The organism is Sphingomonas sp. IC4-52, from assembly GCF_020707225.1.
GTDB lineage: Bacteria > Pseudomonadota > Alphaproteobacteria > Sphingomonadales > Sphingomonadaceae > Sphingomonas.
This window is the reverse complement of sequence record NZ_JAJFEU010000004.1, coordinates 382,086-399,005: the sequence shown is the minus strand read 5'-3', so window position 1 is coordinate 399,005 and position 16,920 is coordinate 382,086. Positions and strand designations below refer to the sequence as shown.

Sequence of the window (16,920 nt, the reverse complement as noted above, 5' to 3'; positions counted from 1 at the left end):
GCGTCGCCAGGCATTGCAGCTTGCGGTTGTACGGTTCTCCCAGAACCCATTCATAACGTCCGTCCACCAAGGACACACCGTCGCCTCCGCCACAACGCGGAGGCGTTCGTGTTTCCAAACGGACACACTTGGTGACGCGGGGTGGAGCAGCCCGGTAGCTCGTCAGGCTCATAACCTGAAGGTCACAGGTTCAAATCCTGTCCCCGCAACCAACACCAACTCAATACGCCCCCCACACGCGGCATCGGCGGCACCGCAAACAACCGCAGGGCTGCGGTGTTAGCCATCATCTCGAACTCAGGACGAGCGTCGCTGAGCGGATGGTGACGCTCTCCATCAGGGTCGCCAAGACAACTGCGGCGTCCTTCCGTACGGAATACCGCCCGCTCGCGAGCACGCTTGACCCAAATGCGGCTGCCTCTGCGCTGCTGGGAGAAAGCCGCCCCGGATTACACGTAAAAACTTCCAGTGGCACCGCGGCATCGGTGCGCTAATTAGGGGTTTCCGGGGGGAGGGTGATCGCGGTTGTCTGCAGCGGTGGGACGCTAAGGCCCGCGATCATTCCCGGTTCTGCTTGGTGACTGAACGGCCACCCGGGAGCAGGCGATCAGGAAGAGACCTTCCACTGGACCTTCGGCACTTTCGACGCTTGGCTGTACACCTTTCCGGAAAACCCCGCACAGCGCGCTTGTTTGGGGGGTGGGTGGAACACGGCATAGACAACACGCAGATACGCGACGTCGGCCGTGCGCTGGCCAGCCTGCAGCATCACTTCCATTCGCCGGCTATCCTGCGACCTACGCGCCGCACGGCACGGTGCAGACGTCACCTAATGCTGATGCTTGCCGATCGTCAGCGTCAGACCGCACTTAGAACTCTGCGCCGTCATGCCATGCGGACTCAGCAGAAGAGTAGGGGAGCCGAGTGCGTCAGCCAGCCGTCACGCTTGTCCCCGGACGTGTGCTGAATAGCCGGCCGGACGGCAGAACAGCGATCACCCAGATTCAAAGCTGCCGCGCGTGTCAGGGCGTCCCGTCAGACCGGGCCTGAACCCAAGAACAGCCAGATCACCACCACCAGCGCCAATGTCGCCCCCGACAGCGTCCACGCCAGCAAGCGGAGGCGGACCGGCCGCAACGCGGCAATCCTGTGCGCCTCCAGCCGGTTCATGATGGCGCAGGCGCGGCGTTCGGCCGACAGGAAAATCGCAACGGCGATCAACAGAAAGGCGGTCGCGATCGCCTTGGGTATCCAAGGCGGATCAATCGCGCGAAACAGCGCATGAAATCCCAGACCGATCCCTACCGACGCCATCCCCGTCCGCACCCAGCCGGCAAAGCTCCGCTCGTGCGCCAGGACCGTACGATCTTCCGCCAGATGCGTTCGATCCTCGGCCAAGTCGGTCCGGTCATTCACGAAGGCGATCGCCCGCTGGTGTATCGGCGGTCGGCTGCCAGGTGGCGAGCAGCGCATCGTCCGCGGGGTTCTGAAACGCTACCTCGTCCAGCGACACGGCGATCAGGCAGATCGGACGCTGATGGGGTCCGCCGCCATCGCGGCACCGCACCGGCTGGCCATCAGGAAAGCGCCCGATCCGCCCGCTCAGCCGCAGCCGAAGCCCGCGGTCGATCGCCACCGCATCGCCGGCCATGCGGACGACGGCTTCATAAGCCTTGCCGCTGCGCTGCATCTGCCGCGGTGTATCGGGCGTGATCAGTTGCGCGATGCCGAGGGTCTCGCCGCCCACCGGCGGGGAAGGCGCGTCCGCTTCCGCCGGTGCTGCCGGTGGTTCGGCGCGCGCCGGACAGGTCTCGCTGGAAGACCAGGGCCGTTCGATCCAGAAGCCTTCCAGCGCTTCAACCGCCGCTGGCGGCGCCGCCCACCACTCCGTTGGGGCCCAGCTCACCGGCGCGACATGGACGCGCAGCGCTCCGGCGGCCGCGTCGTACCGCCACCGCATCGGCAGCTCGGATGTCTCGGGGGCAGGACCATCGCATCCGAACGGAATGTCGAGCTCAAACCGCTTGCCCGCCACAGCGGCCGCCTGCGCGGGCAGGTCACGCGCGGACGTTGCCGCATCCGCCGCTGCGGCGCCAAGCGCAATCAGGTCGGACCGCCGCAATATGTCGTCGGCCGGCACTGGCGCCTCGGCGGTCGGCGCAGGGGCGGGCGGCGGCAAGGTCGCGGCAGGTTCGGGCCGGGGCACCGTGCTGCGGCCGAGCAGGAAACCGCCACCGCCGATTGCAATCGCCGCCGCCAGGCCAGCGGCAATCGCTAACCGACTGGATCGAAGGCTGGGCTCAACCATGCGGTTACACTAGCAACATCTGTGTGATGCTCCATACCATCCTATCACAAGCCAAGCTGGAGGACGTGTGACGGTCGACCAAGCCATGACGCTTGCGGTTCTGGTGGCGGTGGTTGCTGCGTTGATCTGGGATCGCGTACGCGCCGATGTCGTGGCGCTTACCGGCGCAGCGGTGCTTCTGATCACCGGGGTTATTCGGCCGGTCGAGTTGCAGGGCGCCTTTGCCAGCCCGGCGATCGTCGCGCTCGCCTCGCTGTTCGTGATCGCCTACGCGCTGGAGCTGTCGGGGCTGCTCGACCGCGCCATTGCCGCGGGCGTTGCGATGTGTCGGCGAATGGGGTCGACCGGCCTCTGGCTATTGCTGAGCGCGATCGGTTGCGTTTCCGCCTTTCTCAATTCCACCCCCATCGTGGTGCTGGGCGCGCCGGTGATCCGCGACATTGCCAAGACACTCGGCCTGTCGCCCAAGCGGTATCTGATGCCGCTCTCCTACATCACCGTGCTCACCGGCTGCTGCACCCTGATCGGCACATCGACCAACCTGCTGGTCGACGACATGGCGCGGGTCGCCGGCCAGCCACGATTTGGATTGTTCGAAATCACGCCGGTCGGCCTGTCAATCGCGCTGTCGGGCGGGCTCTACCTCTTCCTCTTTTCGGGCAAGCTCCTCGACCGCAGCCTCGGTGCCTCGCCGCAGCCCTCGGACACCGGCGAGATCATGGTGGCAAGCGCACAGGTCGGCCATGCCGAGCTGTTCGCCGAGCCGCGTCCCTATCAGCCCGCAAAGGCGGCAATTGCTTTTTCCGTCTTCGTTGGCGCGATCGCGCTTGCCGCGCTGGAGGTTGCGCCGATCGCCGCCACCGCTTTTGCCGGGGCGGTGCTGCTGATCCTGCTGCGGGTCATCTCCGCGGATGAGGCCTATGGCGGGTTGCGTCCCCAGATCCTGATCCTGATCGCCGGCATGGTCGTGATTGGCATTGCGATGGAGGAAAGCGGCCTCGCTGCGTCTGCGACCAACGCGCTGGTCGGCGCGCTGCACGGCATCAGCCCGCTTGCCGCCCTTATCATCCTCTATGGCCTGACGATGGTGCTGACCGAGCTTTTATCGAACGCCACCGTCGCCGTTCTGGTGACGCCGGTGGCGGTTGCGCTGGCAGAGAGCCTGGGCGTCAGCCCCCGGCCGTTCATCGTGGCCGTGATGATGGCTGGCAGCGCCGCCTTTGCCACGCCGTTCGGCTATCAAACCAACGTCATCGTCTATCAGATGGCCGGCTATCGCTACATGGATTTCGTCCGGGTCGGTCTGCCGCTCAACCTCATCACCTTTGCCGCCGCGATCGTATCGATCCGCGCCTTCTTTCCGTTCTGAGCCTGATGATCCCGGGACGTTACCGTCGAATGGTGTAGAGATAAGCGGATATGTCGCGGGCTTCCTGTGGCGTGATCCCCTGGTCCGGCATGCCGTTGCCGGGCAGCACTTGCTGCGGGTTGCGCAGCCAGCGGGCCAGATTCTGCGGGTTGTTGACCAGAACGCCGGCCAGCTCGGCGCGCAGCGCGATGCTGTTCAGCGCTGGCCCGGTCACCCCCTCCGCACCGGCAATACCGGGGATGCTATGGCACGCGCCGCAATTGTAACGCGCGATGGCGGACTTGCCCGCATCGACATGCCCGCCGGTCATCGCCTCCGCTTGGGTGCGGGTTTCCACCGCTTCTTGGCGGTAGATGCCGAACACCGAGGCGGCGCCGACAGCGGTTGCCAGCCCGGCGAGCATCAGCGCGAAGCGTAGCTCAGACGGCATCTGCGCTCCTTTGCGGAACCAGCAGGGTGCGGAACAGCGCCAGCGCCGCGGCAAGATGCACCAGGCCGCCCGGCACCCACATGATCAACCCCGCGACCTGCTGGTCCTCCGCCGGGCTAAGGCCGAACGGCGCCAGCGCGAGACGTGCATAGCCAGCGTACCAGGGCGAGTCCGAGAAGGCCATCAGCGCGCCCAGCGCACCAGTGACGAAGGATGTGACCAGAAGGCAGAATGCCGCCAGCGCCCGGTCGCCAAGCGCACTGGCCGCGGCGCCGCGCCGGCCGAGCATCGCCGTCCAGAACAGCAGCGCGCTGACGATGAAGCACAGGTGTTGCGTCGCGTGCCAGCCTTCGCTCGCGAGCGCCACGTCGAACAGGGTGGGCATGTGCCAGATCCACAGCACTGCCGCCTGGATCAAGGTCGCAACCACCGCTCCGCTCGCCCAGGTGAAGGGCACGGATATCGGCCGACTGGCGCTTATTCGGCCCAGTGCCCGGCGGGCCGCTGGAGGAAAGGCCCACAGCATCGCCGATAACGGTTCCGCCAGCACGATCAGCGGCGCCGCCAGCAGCATCAGCAGTTCATGCTCGATCATATGAGCGGTGAAGGATCGCTCGCCCGCTTCATGCAGGGGAGACACCAGCGCGCCCGCCAGCGTCGCCCACCCCGCGGCGAAGAGCCATGCGCGCCGCCGCAGCCGCGGCTGCCCCCCGGCGGAGCGCGCGTAGAGCCTGCGCCAGCCGATGGCGAACAGCAGGGCAGAGAGAAACAATGGCATGGTGATCCACGGATCCCAGGTCCATCCCGGCGGCTCGCCATGATCATGCCCGCCGTGCGCCAATGCTGCGCCAGGCAGCGCCGCTGCGCACAGCAGGCTCAGGCGGATCAGCCGACGCATGGCGGAACGATCAGCACGGCCAGCGTCTGGAAGGCGATGGCCAGCGCAAAGATTCCGGCGAGGATCAGCGCAACTCGCGACAGCCAGGCTCTGGGCGGCGTCTGGTCATCGGCTGGCCGGGCACAGGGCCACGCAAGCGCCATCGCCAGGCCGCAGATCGCGAGGCTGGCGGCGCCCCAGGTCAAGCCGAGCCATGTGCCAACCGGGGCGCAATCCACCTTGAGCACGCTGCCCAGGCCCAGTTCGAATACATACCAGGCGACAGGTGGCAGCAGCAACGCCGCCCATGGCCGGACGCGGTCGGCGCGGGACAGGCCGTCGGGCGCGCTCACCCCAGCCTCGGCGCCAGATAGATGAGCGCGCCGACGGGCAGCCATGTCAGCACCACGAAGGTCCAGTAATTGGCGTTGTCCTCGACATCGGCGAACTGATCGTCGCCCACCTCATGGGTGTAGAGCCACACGCATTGGACGGCGGTGTCGCCAAGGTCGGTAATGAGATGGCTGGTGTGCAGCACCATCAGCATCCACACCAGCGAGCCATAAGCATTGTCATGCCATGAGACGTTCAGGTGCCCGAACTCGAAGGCGCGCGGGATCAACAGCAGCACGCCGATGACGGTCATCACCAGCGTACCGATGCGAACGCCGCGCTCGTCCTTCTGCTGGGCGCGACGGCGAACCCACAGGTTGGGGATCTCGCTGAGCAGCAGCCCCAGCGTCAGCACCGCCACCCAGAGAAGATCGGGCGGGCGGAGGCCGTCCGGCGGCCAGCCTGCGGTCTGGCTCATGAGGTAGAGATAGGTCCCGGCAGCCAAGGCAAAAGCGGTGCCTTCGATCGCCATGAAGCCGATATTGCCCCACCACACCAGGTGGCTGGCGCCCGATGCGCTTTCCGGCAGGTCGGAGACGTCGCCGACCACCCGTGTTTTCACCGCGTCGCTCATCGATTGCGCACTCGAAGCGGGCCAGTTTCGGAGCGTGGACGCTGCGGCCAGAACCAGATGGTCAGGCCGATCGCGACCGGCACTGCGCCCCAGACCAGGGCCCATGGGGTGAAGATGCTGCCGACGAACAGGATCGACACGGCAACGGCGGCGAACAGCGGCGCGATCGACGGTGGCGGGCTCTTCTGGCGATATTCGGGCGCTGCCTCGACCACGGACGTGACCAGTACTTCGCGCCGGTCCACGGCAAGGCCGGTCATCACCGCCAGCCCCTGGTGCTGGGTCCACAACGGCGTCAGGCTGTCCACCACCGGCATGGCATCGAAATTGTGCTGCGGCGGCGGCGAGGGAATGGCCCATTCGAGGCTAGAGCCGCCCCAGGGATTGGGCCCGGCGCGCTTGCCGCGATAGAAGCTCCACGCCGCGTTGGCGACGAACAGCATCCCGCCGGCCACGGCAATGGCAGAGCCGATCGACGCCACCATGTTCAGCGTGCCCCAGCCCATGCCCTCGCTATAGGTATAGACCCGGCGCGGCATGCCCTGGAGCCCCAGGATGTGCATCGGGAAGAAGCCGAGATTGAACCCGCCCGCGATCATCCAGAAACTGATCTTGCCCAGCCTCTCCGACATCAGCCGCCCGGTCGCCTTGGGATACCAGTAAGCGATGGCGCCGAAGAGCGGGAACATCGCCCCGCCGATCAGCACGTAGTGGAAATGCGCGACAATGAAGTAGGTGTCCGTCAGTTGCTGGTCGAGCGGAGCCGAGGCCGTCATCACGCCGGAAAGCCCCCCAATGACGAAGGTGACGATGAAGCCCAGCACCCACAGCAGGGGCGTGTCGAAGCGCGGCCGGCCGCTCCACAAGGTCGCGATCCAGCAGAAGATCTGGACGCCGGCCGGCAGGGCGACGGCCATGCTCGCGGCTGTGTAGAAGTCATTGCCGAGGCGCGGCAGTCCCACCGCAAACATGTGGTGAACCCAAAGGCCGAAGGCGAGCGCGCCGATTCCCAGCATGGAAAGCACCACGGCCGTGTGGCCGAACAGCGGTCGGCGCGAGAAGGTCTCGACGATCACCGAGACGAAACCGGCTGCGGGCAGGAAGATGATATAGACTTCCGGGTGACCGAACCACCAGAACAGGTGCTGGAACAGCACCGGGTCGCCGCCGGTCGCCGCGGCGAAGAACTGTGTTGATACCAGCCGGTCGGAAATCAGCATGCTGGTCACCAGCATCACGGCCGGCAGGGCGAAGATCGTCATCAGCGATGCAATGAACATCGCCCAGACGAACAGCGGGATGCGCGCCAGCGTCATGCCCGGCGGCCGCATCTTCAGCACGGTGGCGGCGATGTTCACCGACGCGGCCAGCGCCGCAACTTCCGTAAAGGTGATCATCTGCGCCCAGATGTCGGCGCGGTGCCCGGGCGAATAGGCCGGCCCGGACAGCGGCGGATATTCGAACCAGCCGAGGTCGGGCGTGATGCCGAAGGCATGCGGCACCCACAGCATCAGCACGCCGCCCAGGTAGAGCCAGTAGCTGAACGAGGCGAGCCGGGGAAAGGCGAGCGCCCGCTGCCCCAGCATCAATGGCACCAGCCAGATCGCCATTGCTTCCATCGCCGGCACCGACACCAGGAACAACATGGTGGAGCCGTGCAGCGAGAAGCTTTCATTATAGAGCTGCGGCGTCATGCGGCCCATGTCGGGCATGGCCAGCTGCAGCCGCATGTCCAGCGCGAGCATTCCGGAAAGGAACAGCAGCACTACGATGGTCAGGATGTAGCGCGCGGCAATCCGCTTGTGATCGACGGTGGTGAGGAAGCCCCAGATCCCCGGCGCATCGCGCCACGATACCGCCAATTTCTCGATCTCGCGGTCGTGCCCGGCGGTGTGATCGGCGGCGTCGCTCATTTTAGACCCATCAGATATCGCGACGCGGCGTCCGCATCGGCTGGCGACAACGCGACCGGCGGCATCATCGTGCCCGGCTTCACCGCCTGCGGCTGTGTGATCCAGCCCTGGATCGCCCCGCGGCTCATGGTCAGCGTGCCGGCGGCAACGGACCGGCGTGCGCCGAAATGCGTCAGGTCCGGGCCCGCTCTGCCCCGCGCAGGGGTGCCGCGGATTGCGTGGCACATGGCGCACTGGCCCTCAGTCACGAGCTGGAAGCCGCGGCTGGCGGCGGGATCCGCCGGGCGGGCGGCGGGCCGCGCCTGGCTTGCCAGCCAGCTGTTGAACTCCTGCGCGGTGTCGATCTTCACGTCCAGCGCCATATGAGCGTGCTGAACGCCGCAGAATTCCGCGCATTGACCACGAAACCAGCCCGCCCGGGTAGGAGTGAGATCGATCGTGTTGATCCGCCCGGGGATCAGATCGAGCTTCTGGGCGACGTTCGGGATCCAGAAGCTGTGGATCACATCCGATGCACCAAGCGACACTCGCGTCGTTCGGCCAAGCGGCAGGTGAAGCTCGTTGGCCGTCTCGATCCAGCCGCCGGTCGCCGGATCGCGATACTGGATCCGCCACCACCATTGATGCCCGGTGACGCGCACTTCCAGCGCATCGCGCGCCCGTGCGCTGGCAATGGTGCGCTCCACCCAGAAACTGCCGACGATCAGCACGGTAAGCCCCACCACGATCAGCCCCGCCCACGCCAGCAGCCCGCGGTTGAGCCCTTGGTCAGACCGGGTGATGCTGGGTTCGCCGGGCGACGCCCCGCGGCGGCGCCACGCCCGCACCACGGCGACGCCCAATCCGGCTAGCACCAGAACGTACATGAAGCCGCACACGGCCATCATCAGCCAGAACAGCGAATGGATGCTTGCCGCCTGTTCACCTGCGGGCGCCAGCGGAGACTGAAAACCGCCACAGCCGCCCGTCGCGAGCAGGGGAACGAGACAGAAGGGGAGCGCCGCGCGCCGAAGACCGGAGGTCACGATACCGGCCCGTGCCACGTGGCCCCCTGGCCCTCCCCGACCTGGTCGACATCCTGTCGGCGGCGCTTTTCCGGTTTCAGCTGCGGAAGCGTGCGAACATAGGCGGTGATCTGCCAGAGTTGCTCGGTCGGGATCCGTTCTCCGTATCGCGACAGCGCGCCCGAGTGGCCGGTGGCGATGAAGCGGTAAACCTGATCGAAGCCGCTGCCGTTGGCCCATTGCTGGTCGTTGAGGTTGCTCGGTCCCGTCGCATCCGCGCCATGGCATGCACCGCAGCCATACCAGGTGAAATAGCGGCCGCCCTGCGACACCTGATACACGTTGCGCTCATAGCGGGCGATGCGTGGATCCGCTGCGCCATGCGGCGGCGTTTGGGGAAGGTCCGGCCCCACCGTTCGGGACTCGGCGCTGCATCCTGCCGTGGCGAGCGTCAGCAAGACGATGAAAAAAGAGGGTTTGTTGCCCGCCACACCAGCAGCCTTGCCAATCCCGCGCACGCGGTCAAGCGCCTTCACCCGAACGCGTCGCGCACCGCGCACAGTGGAGGGGACGCCTCTCTCAGCCCGCACCGATGGTTGGATGGCAACGGGCGCTCAGCGCCAACGTGACGAGGCCACAAGCGGAGGCTGGGGAGCGAGCGGCTTTGGGCAAAGTTTTCGGATTGGCTGACCGGCCTTCAGCCCCGCTCGACAAGCACGGTTCGAGATGCGCTTGGCGCTCGTGCCCGCGCGGCAACCAACATCTAATCCTTTGACAGAATTGAAACGTGTTATAGGTTCCCGCGCAAAAGCGAGAGGATGCCATGGTCATAGACTGGGCGGAAAAGCGTGCCGCGTACAAGCGGGACGGGGTGGTGCACATCCCCGGCCTGCTCGATCCCGATCAGCTCGCCGCCACCCTCCGGGCGTGGGAATGGAGCCTCGCCAATCCCACGCCGCGCAACGCTCCGCTGCTGAAGCGCGACGGCACGCCCTTGTTCTACAACGACTCGTTTCACCCCAACGTGCTCGACGGCTATCGGGAGATGCTGGAAAGCTCGCCGATCCCGCGGGCGTGCGCACAATTATGGGGCAGCGACCCGGTCTGGTTCATCTACGAACAGGTGTTCCTAAAGGAGGGCGGCGACACGCGGCGCACGCCCTGGCACCAGGACGGATCGTACCTCCCGATGGACGGCGAGGATAACGCCGTCGCCTGGATCACCTTCGAACCGCTTCCTCGCGAGGACAGCCTGGAGTTCATCCCTGGCTCGCACCTCGGCCCGATGTACAACACCTCGGCCTTCGACCCCAATGATGACACGCGCCCGATCGATGACCGCCTGTCGCTGCCGCGCCTCCCCGATGTCGAGGCAGCGCGTGACAAGCACGACATCGTTTCCTGGGCGGTCCAGCCGGGCGACGTCATCTTCTTCCACTTTCGCAGCCTGCACGGCGGCGCGCCGACGCGTCCCGGCCAGCGCCGCCGCACGCTGACGCTGCGCTTCTTCGGCGAGCGCACGCATTACGATCCGAAGTCAGCGAAATCCCTGCCCAACTTCCCCGACATGGCGACGAAGCTGAAGCCCGGCGACCCGATGCGCGCGCCCAGCTTCCTGCGCCTCCACCCCAAGACGGCAGCGACCGCCGCGTGATCCCGCGCCGCGCCACTAGGACAAGGAGAGTATCGCGATGAAGGATTTCGGCGGAAAGCTGGCGGTGGTCACCGGCGGCGGCACCGGCATGGGCCGCGAACTGGTGCGCCAGCTCGTGGCCGAGGGCGCCAGCGTCGCAATGTGCGATCTCTTCGCCGACACGATGGCCGAGACGGTCGCGCTGTGCGAGGCAGACGGCGTGCCGCAGGGCGTGCGCATCACCTGCCATATCGCCGACGTGGGTGACGAGGATCAGGTGAAGCGCTTCGCCGCCGAGGTCGCGCGCGATCACCAGAGCGACCACATCCACCTCCTTTTCAACAATGCCGGGATCGGCGGCGGCGGCAGCTTCGTGCTCGACGATCGCGCCGAATGGGACCGCGTGTTCCAGATCTGCTGGTTCGGCGTCTATTATTCCTGCCGCGCCTTTTTCCCGATGCTGGAGCGCGCGAGCGAAGGGCATATCGTCAACACGTCCAGCGCCAACGGCTTCTGGGCGGCGCTGATGCCCGGCGTCTCGCAGACCGCCTACAGCGCGGCGAAGTTCGCGGTGAAGGGCTTCACCGAGTCGCTCGTGACGGACCTGCGCAACTACGCGCCGCATATCCGCGCCTCGATCGTCATGCCCGGCGGCATCGGCGCGCCGATCGGCCTCAACTCGCGCCGCGTGCTCGCAAGCGCGATGACCGACGTCACCCGCCGCAAGCTGCGCCAGCACCTGAAGATGATCGGCGTCGAAGGCGCTGACACGATGGACGATGAAGCGCTGGAGGCGGCGCAGGCGATGCTCGCCAAAAGGTTCGAGGAACTCGCGCCGACCAGCGCCGCGCGCGCCGCGACGATCATCCTCGATGGCGTGAAGGCGCAGCGCTGGCGCATCCTGGTGGGCGAGGATGCCGAGCGGCTCGACCGCCGCGTCCGCGCCGATCCCGAGCGCGCCTATGACCCCGATTTCCTCGCCTATGCCGCCGAATAGCGCCGGGGCGACCTACTCAAAAAAGAACGGAGAGGCACGATGAGCAACAGCGAAAGCCAGGAGGCGACGCTCGAGGCTGATTTCGACGTCGAGGCGCTGCGCGCGCGCTACAAGGCGGAACGCGACAAGCGGCTGCGCACCGATGCCGATCGTCAGTACAAGGAGCTGTCGGGCGATTACGCCCGCTACGCCGAGGAAGACCCTTATGTGGAGCCCGGCTTCACGCGCGATCCGCTGACCGATTTCGTCGAGGTCGCCGTGATCGGCGGCGGGTTCAGCGGGATGCTGGCCGCCGCGCGGCTGAAGGAAAAGGGCGTCACCGACCTTCGCATCATCGAGGCGGGCGGCGACTTCGGCGGTACCTGGTACTGGAACCGTTATCCCGGCGCGCAATGCGACATCGAAAGCTATTGCTACCTGCCGCTGCTCGAGGAGCTCAATTACCTTCCCAAGGAAAAATATTCCTACGTCACCGAGATATTCGAGCACTGCCAGCGGATCGGCAAGCATTACGATCTCTACCCGATCACCCTGTTCCAAACGCGCGTTTCCGAACTCGCCTGGGATGATGCGGAAAAGGTCTGGGTGATCCGCACCAATCACGGCGATGCGATCCGCGCGCGCTTCGTCGTCTCGGCGCTCGGCACCGCCAGCCGTGCCAAGCTGCCCGGCATCCCCGGCATCGGAAGCTTCGAAGGGCACAGCTTCCACACCAGCCGATGGGACTATAACTACACTGGCGGCGACACGACCGGAAACCTCTGGAAGCTGGAGGACAAGACGGTGGCGATCATCGGTACCGGCGCCACCGCGATCCAGTGCATCCCGGCGCTTGGCCGCCATGCCAAGCAGCTCTATGTGTTTCAGCGCACGCCCTCGTCGGTCGACACGCGCGGCAACAAGCCGACCGATCCCGAATGGGCCAAGTCGCTCGAACCCGGGTGGCAGCGCGCACGGCGGCACAATTTCGCCGACATCATCGAAGGCCGCCCGTTCGAACATGACCTCGTCAACGACAATTGGACGTCGATCTTCCGCGAGGTGCAGTCCTTTGTCATCCGCAATGCGAAGACGATGGGGCCGGAGGCCGCGATCCGCCACGCCGAGATCGCCGACTTCCGCAAGATGAACACCATCCGCCAGCGCGTCGACGATGTGGTGAAGGACCCCGAAACCGCCGAGAAGCTGAAGCCCTGGTATCGGCAGTTCTGCAAGCGGCCGACCTTCAACGACGAATTCCTGCCCACCTTCAACCGCCCCAATGTGACGCTGGTCGATGTCAGCGAAAGCAAGGGGGTGGAGCGGATCACGCCCAGGGGGCTCGTCGCCAACGGCCGCGAATATGCGGTCGATTGCATCATCTACGCCTCGGGGTTCGAGATCACGACCTCGTTCAAGCGGCGCGTCGGCTTCGACATCAAGGGGCGCGATGGCGTGCTGCTGCACGATCACTGGGCCAACGGCTACAAGACGCTTCACGGCTTCGCCACGACCGGCTTTCCCAACTGGTTCTACATCGGCGTGTCGCAGAACGGGCTGTCGGTGAACATGACCGCGATGTTCGACGATCAGGCGCAGCATATCGCCTATATCATCGCCGAGGCGAAGAAGCGCGGCGCAACCGAGGTGGAGCCGACGCCGGAGGCGCAGGACGCCTGGGTCACGACGATCAAGAAGCTGTCGGTGGTGAACCGCGCCTATCTCGAAAGCTGCACGCCCGGCTATTACAACAATGAGGGCGATCTGGAGGGTGGCCAGGCGGGGCAGACCTATGCGCCCGGCATCAACGCCTTCAACGCGCTGCTCGCCGACTGGCGCAACAATGGCGAGCTGGAGGGGCTGGCGCTGAAGGCCTGATCACCGCAATCGGTCGCCCGGACGTGCTTTCCCCAATCGCGCGGGACGTCAGGGGAGGGCGTCTGGCCGTTTTCCGTCGCAAGCGGCCGTTTCATATCCGGGAGCAGGCCGGGGGACAGCCGCTTGAGGCCGAACGCAGGCTGTTTTTCGCCGAGCCTTTGCCGATGATCCGCAAGAAATCACGCTTCCGGCAAGGGCGCCGTCATCTCCAGTGTCTCTACCAGGAACGCCAGCGCCGCTCGGGCGAACGCCCCCATGTTGGTAATCCGCTCGCTCGTGCCGCTGTCGAACGTCGTGGCGACGGAAATGCCCGGTCCGCTGACGGCGATACAGCTTCGGCCGGCCGGTGCGCCGCGCGGGTGGTGGTCCGGCCCGGCCGATCCGCTCTCGGCAATGCCCCAGTCGGCGCCGAACCGGGCCCTGATCGCCTCCGCCTGAACCAGCGCGTACCTCTCCGTGACGGACTCCATTCCGGCCAGTTCGTCGCGCGACAAGCCAAGAAGAATGTCACGCCCCCGCAGTGAATAGACGACCCCTCCCCCGCGGCAGAAACGCGTCGCGCCCGGCACCGTCAGCAGGCCGGCAAGGATCAATCCGCCCGTCGCGCCATCGGCCACCGCGATCGTCTCGCGCCGCTCGGTCAGAATGGCGGCCGCACGAGCAGCGACCGGGGCAAGTTCGTCGAGCATCCTTCTCCATTCTCCGCGATTGTGCTGGCTTCGCAAACGATAGCGAACGTGGGGCCCGCTGCGTAGGCCCAACAGCGGCCATTGCGAGAGGTGATGAACCTCCAAGCATCGATCGCTGCGGACCAAATTGCTCGGGCGGACATATTTCTTGGAAGTCAGTGCGTTGGAGCGGACGGAATTGGGCACCGTCGCCAATTATGTTCCCGGTACGTTCGTTTAATGTTACTGAGCGTCAATGGCCGCCACATCGTCCTTCACCACCTCGCCTCCCGTTTCTCCCCAAGCGGTTCGGCCCACAACAGCCGAAGCTGCGGCGGCCGGCGAGCTTCACTCGCACCGCACTTGCCCACCTTTCTCAGCGCCAATCTGCGGACCGGGCGGGCACTCATGATGCTTGATCTGTTCGATCTACCCGCGCTGCCCGGCCTTAGCTCGCAACCGGAATTGGTCAGTGAAGCCGAGGAAATCGCGCTGATCGCCGCTATTGATGCAACGAGCCCGTCACCCTTCCGTTTCCAAGGGTGGGAGGGCAAGCGGCTCACGAGCTCCTTCGGCTGGAGCTATGATTTCGATCGCATGCGCCTGCGGCAAGCGGAGCCGCTTCCCGATTGGCTTCTCTCTGTACGCGGCCGGGCGGCCGCCTTCGCCGGGCTGCCCGCCGATACGCTCGTTCAGGCCTTGCTGATCCGCTACGATCCCGGCGCAGGGATCGGGTGGCATCGTGACCGGCCGGCTTTCGAACACGTGGTCGGGATATCGCTCGGCGCGCCCGCAACGATGCGCTTCCGCCGGCGCCAGGGCGATCGTTTTCAGCGGGTGAATGTGCCACTCCTGCCGCGCGGCGCTTATCACCTTTCGGGCGAGGCACGGCACGGCTGGGAGCACAGCATCGCCGAGATGGACCGAACGCGCTGGTCGATCACCTTCCGCAGTCTGGTCGAGGGTCAGGGAACAGCCCACACCTAACGCCGCGATGTCGGCATCACCCGATCATCGGCTGTGGCGATCCAAGGCGTTGGTAGTCCGGAGCGTTCGCAAGCCACTGTCCCTGTGCCTGGATCCCCACGCTACGGGCAGCGCCATCGCCCCATTCACGGCATCAGCCCGCCTCCACGTGTGCCCCCGGTCGCACGCATGGGGGCGGGCATTCAGTCGATATCTCGCGCCGTCAGATGGTGGCGCGCGGTGCGGCAGCGGCTTCACGTTGGGCGCTCGCCACTTCCCGCTCAGCCTGTACGAAGCCGTAGTCGGGGATGATTTCGCCGGTCCGATCGGACACTTGGCCCCACCTGGCGAGCAACGTCTCGCCCGCGTCCGTGCCGCTGCCGACGTAGCAGCCCTGCGTCAGCGTGACGTTGGCACAGGCAAAGTGCCCGGCGCCCGCATTCAGAACCGTGCGCGTCGGTGCATCCGGTCCGACCAGCGCGAGCAGCCCCGGGCTGACCAGCGCCGGGTCAAGCGCGGCAAGGCTTTCGCTGGAGAGCACGCCCTCGGTCATCTGCGTTGCCGCCGTCGGCGCCAGGCTGTTCACGCGAATGCCGTACTTCTCGCCTTCGATGGCCAGGGTCTGCATCAAGCCAACCAGCGCCATTTTCGCCGCGCCATAATTGGCCTGTCCGAAATTGCCGTAGAGCCCGGAAGACGAGGTAGTCATGACGATCCGTCCGTAGCCTTGCGCGCGCATCGTTTCCCACACCGCCTTGCAGCAGATCGCGGCGCCCATCAGGTGCACGTCCACCACCAACCGGAAGTCATCGATGGTCATCTTGGCGAAGCTCTTGTCGCGCAGGATGCCGGCATTGTTGATCAGGATGTCGATCCTGCCCCAATCGTCGATCACCTTGGCGGTCATCGCGCCGACCGCTGCCTCATCGGTTACCGATGCGGCAATCGCCATTGCGCGGCCACCGTTCGCGCTGATCTCGGCGGCCACCTTCTCCGCCGCGTCCAGCGCCAGGTCGTTGACAACGACGCTCGCGCCCTTGCTGGCGAGGTACAGGGCATGAGCGCGGCCAAGCCCGCCGCCTGCGCCTGTGACGATTGCCACCCGTCCGTCCAGCATCATGCTCATCCTTTCGTAAATTCGCTAACCAGCCAGTGAATATCTTGAGCGTTCTTCTGCCGCATTGCGCGGCATCAACTCTTTGCCCGCTCCGCGCAGATCTCCCGCAGCCCGGCGGCCATGAACGATGCCATACGCGCCTTCACGGACTCGAAATCGTCCGACCGGCACAGCCCGTTTGACAGCTTGTCGATGCGGCCGGTGCGCGCGAGCGTCACCATCAGCGCACCCGTTACGAAGTGATAGCCCCAGTAGATGTCCTCTTCGGCGCACCCTGGCAGCGCCTTCTTCAGCAGCGCGATCAGGCGGAGCACGACCGGATCGAAATGCTCGTCCATGAGCTCGGCGCCCCACTCGGGCGTATTGGCGACCAGCGCACCCAGTGCGCCGTAGTTCTTCCAGCCTTCGCCACCCTTGATGTAGAGATCGAGGTCGGTGTCGAGGAACGCGTGCAGCGCCCCTTCGACAGTCGGTTGATCGGCGCTTGCAGCCTCATAATCGTCGAGCGCGCGCATGCGCTGTTCGCTGGTCACCACCGCCCGGCGGGCAAAGACGGCGTCGAACAGCTTCTTCTTGTCCTCGAAATAATAGTTCATCAGCGTGTGATGAACGCCGACGCGCTTGGCGACATCCTTCAGCGTCACGCCGTGCAGACCATGTTTGGAAAACAGGAACTCCGCTTCGTCGAGGATCTGCTCCATCGTGTCGGCGCGCTGCTCGGCCTTGGTCGCGCGCCGGCGCGTCATCTTCTCCGGCCTTTTCACCGGCTTTTCGGTAACGGTCACGCGGTCGACTGTCCCTGTTCTTGGCACGC

At 65.8% G+C, this 16,920-nt stretch carries 18 protein-coding genes and 1 tRNA gene; 6 read left to right on the top strand and 13 right to left on the bottom strand.

What is annotated here, in order from left to right; all coding sequences use genetic code 11:
• The first annotated feature begins 135 nt into the window (after positions 1-135).
• Positions 136-212 (top strand) — tRNA-Met (locus tag LK535_RS12690).
• A gap of 395 nt (positions 213-607) precedes the next feature.
• On the opposite strand, the gene LK535_RS12685 is transcribed toward LK535_RS12690, so the two are convergent.
• The 3 genes from LK535_RS12685 to LK535_RS12675 all read right to left on the bottom strand — a co-directional run bounded on the left by LK535_RS12685 (position 608) and on the right by LK535_RS12675 (position 2,308).
• On the bottom strand, positions 608-778 hold the full coding sequence (locus LK535_RS12685) for a hypothetical protein (RefSeq protein ID WP_227772266.1): 171 nt from the start codon (positions 776-778) through the stop codon (positions 608-610).
• A 257-nt stretch (positions 779-1,035) separates the two neighbouring features.
• The gene (locus LK535_RS12680; RefSeq protein WP_227772265.1) at positions 1,036-1,416 is read right to left on the bottom strand and encodes a YidH family protein; all 381 of its coding nucleotides are present in this window, start codon (positions 1,414-1,416) and stop codon (positions 1,036-1,038) included.
• Complete coding sequence (locus LK535_RS12675; protein WP_227772264.1) at positions 1,409-2,308, bottom strand: hypothetical protein; 900 nt, start codon at positions 2,306-2,308, stop codon at positions 1,409-1,411. Before LK535_RS12675 ends, LK535_RS12680 begins: the two co-directional genes overlap by 8 nt.
• A gap of 67 nt (positions 2,309-2,375) precedes the next feature.
• Between LK535_RS12675 and LK535_RS12670 the strand changes: the two genes are divergently transcribed.
• Complete coding sequence (locus LK535_RS12670) at positions 2,376-3,677, top strand: SLC13 family permease (RefSeq protein WP_227772263.1); 1,302 nt, start codon at positions 2,376-2,378, stop codon at positions 3,675-3,677.
• 19 nt (positions 3,678-3,696) lie between these two features.
• Here LK535_RS12670 and LK535_RS12665 read toward each other — a convergent pair whose 3' ends face one another.
• The 7 genes from LK535_RS12665 to LK535_RS12635 are packed head-to-tail and all read right to left on the bottom strand — an operon-like array spanning position 3,697 to position 9,404.
• The gene (locus LK535_RS12665) at positions 3,697-4,107 is read right to left on the bottom strand and encodes a c-type cytochrome (protein ID WP_227772262.1); all 411 of its coding nucleotides are present in this window, start codon (positions 4,105-4,107) and stop codon (positions 3,697-3,699) included.
• Positions 4,097-5,005 (bottom strand): cytochrome c oxidase assembly protein, encoded by a 909-nt coding sequence (locus LK535_RS12660; RefSeq protein WP_227772261.1) that lies wholly within the window; start codon positions 5,003-5,005, stop codon positions 4,097-4,099. The genes LK535_RS12665 and LK535_RS12660 overlap by 11 nt, the downstream gene beginning before the upstream one ends.
• Positions 4,993-5,337 carry a hypothetical protein gene (locus LK535_RS12655; RefSeq protein WP_227772260.1) on the bottom strand — a complete coding sequence of 115 codons (345 nt, stop codon included), beginning with the start codon at positions 5,335-5,337 and terminating at the stop codon, positions 4,993-4,995. Before LK535_RS12655 ends, LK535_RS12660 begins: the two co-directional genes overlap by 13 nt.
• Complete coding sequence (locus LK535_RS12650; RefSeq protein ID WP_227772259.1) at positions 5,334-5,951, bottom strand: cytochrome c oxidase subunit 3; 618 nt, start codon at positions 5,949-5,951, stop codon at positions 5,334-5,336. The genes LK535_RS12655 and LK535_RS12650 overlap by 4 nt, the downstream gene beginning before the upstream one ends.
• Positions 5,948-7,864 carry a cbb3-type cytochrome c oxidase subunit I gene (locus LK535_RS12645; RefSeq protein WP_227772258.1) on the bottom strand — a complete coding sequence of 639 codons (1,917 nt, stop codon included), beginning with the start codon at positions 7,862-7,864 and terminating at the stop codon, positions 5,948-5,950. Before LK535_RS12645 ends, LK535_RS12650 begins: the two co-directional genes overlap by 4 nt.
• A complete protein-coding gene (locus LK535_RS12640; RefSeq protein ID WP_227772257.1) occupies positions 7,861-8,907 on the bottom strand; it encodes a c-type cytochrome in 1,047 nt (348 codons plus the stop codon). The genes LK535_RS12645 and LK535_RS12640 overlap by 4 nt, the downstream gene beginning before the upstream one ends.
• Positions 8,886-9,404, bottom strand: coding sequence for a c-type cytochrome (locus LK535_RS12635; RefSeq protein WP_227772256.1), 519 nt, complete (start codon positions 9,402-9,404; stop codon positions 8,886-8,888). Before LK535_RS12635 ends, LK535_RS12640 begins: the two co-directional genes overlap by 22 nt.
• Before the next feature lie 287 nt (positions 9,405-9,691).
• On the opposite strand from LK535_RS12635, the gene LK535_RS12630 reads away from it, so the two are divergent.
• The 3 genes from LK535_RS12630 to LK535_RS12620 are packed head-to-tail and all read left to right on the top strand — an operon-like array spanning position 9,692 to position 13,355.
• The gene (locus tag LK535_RS12630) at positions 9,692-10,522 is read left to right on the top strand and encodes a phytanoyl-CoA dioxygenase family protein (protein WP_227772255.1); all 831 of its coding nucleotides are present in this window, start codon (positions 9,692-9,694) and stop codon (positions 10,520-10,522) included.
• Positions 10,523-10,559: 37 nt separating this feature from the next.
• Positions 10,560-11,498, top strand: a complete 939-nt coding sequence (locus tag LK535_RS12625) for an SDR family NAD(P)-dependent oxidoreductase (RefSeq protein ID WP_227772254.1) — start codon at positions 10,560-10,562, stop codon at positions 11,496-11,498.
• Between the two features lie 39 nt (positions 11,499-11,537).
• Positions 11,538-13,355, top strand: a complete 1,818-nt coding sequence (locus tag LK535_RS12620; RefSeq protein ID WP_227772253.1) for a flavin-containing monooxygenase — start codon at positions 11,538-11,540, stop codon at positions 13,353-13,355.
• A 179-nt stretch (positions 13,356-13,534) separates the two neighbouring features.
• Here the strand turns inward: LK535_RS12620 and LK535_RS12615 are convergent, their stop codons facing one another.
• Positions 13,535-14,044, bottom strand: coding sequence for a CinA family protein (locus LK535_RS12615; RefSeq protein WP_227772252.1), 510 nt, complete (start codon positions 14,042-14,044; stop codon positions 13,535-13,537).
• A 387-nt stretch (positions 14,045-14,431) separates the two neighbouring features.
• Here LK535_RS12615 and LK535_RS12610 point away from each other — a divergent pair, with 387 nt between their 5' ends.
• Complete coding sequence (locus LK535_RS12610; RefSeq protein WP_227772251.1) at positions 14,432-15,010, top strand: alpha-ketoglutarate-dependent dioxygenase AlkB; 579 nt, start codon at positions 14,432-14,434, stop codon at positions 15,008-15,010.
• A gap of 202 nt (positions 15,011-15,212) precedes the next feature.
• Here the strand turns inward: LK535_RS12610 and LK535_RS12605 are convergent, their stop codons facing one another.
• Together LK535_RS12605 and LK535_RS12600 are read right to left on the bottom strand one after the other, a co-directional pair.
• Complete coding sequence (locus tag LK535_RS12605; RefSeq protein ID WP_227772250.1) at positions 15,213-16,115, bottom strand: SDR family NAD(P)-dependent oxidoreductase; 903 nt, start codon at positions 16,113-16,115, stop codon at positions 15,213-15,215.
• Between the two features lie 65 nt (positions 16,116-16,180).
• The gene (locus LK535_RS12600; protein ID WP_227772249.1) at positions 16,181-16,891 is read right to left on the bottom strand and encodes a TetR/AcrR family transcriptional regulator; all 711 of its coding nucleotides are present in this window, start codon (positions 16,889-16,891) and stop codon (positions 16,181-16,183) included.
• Positions 16,892-16,920 lie beyond the last annotated feature (29 nt).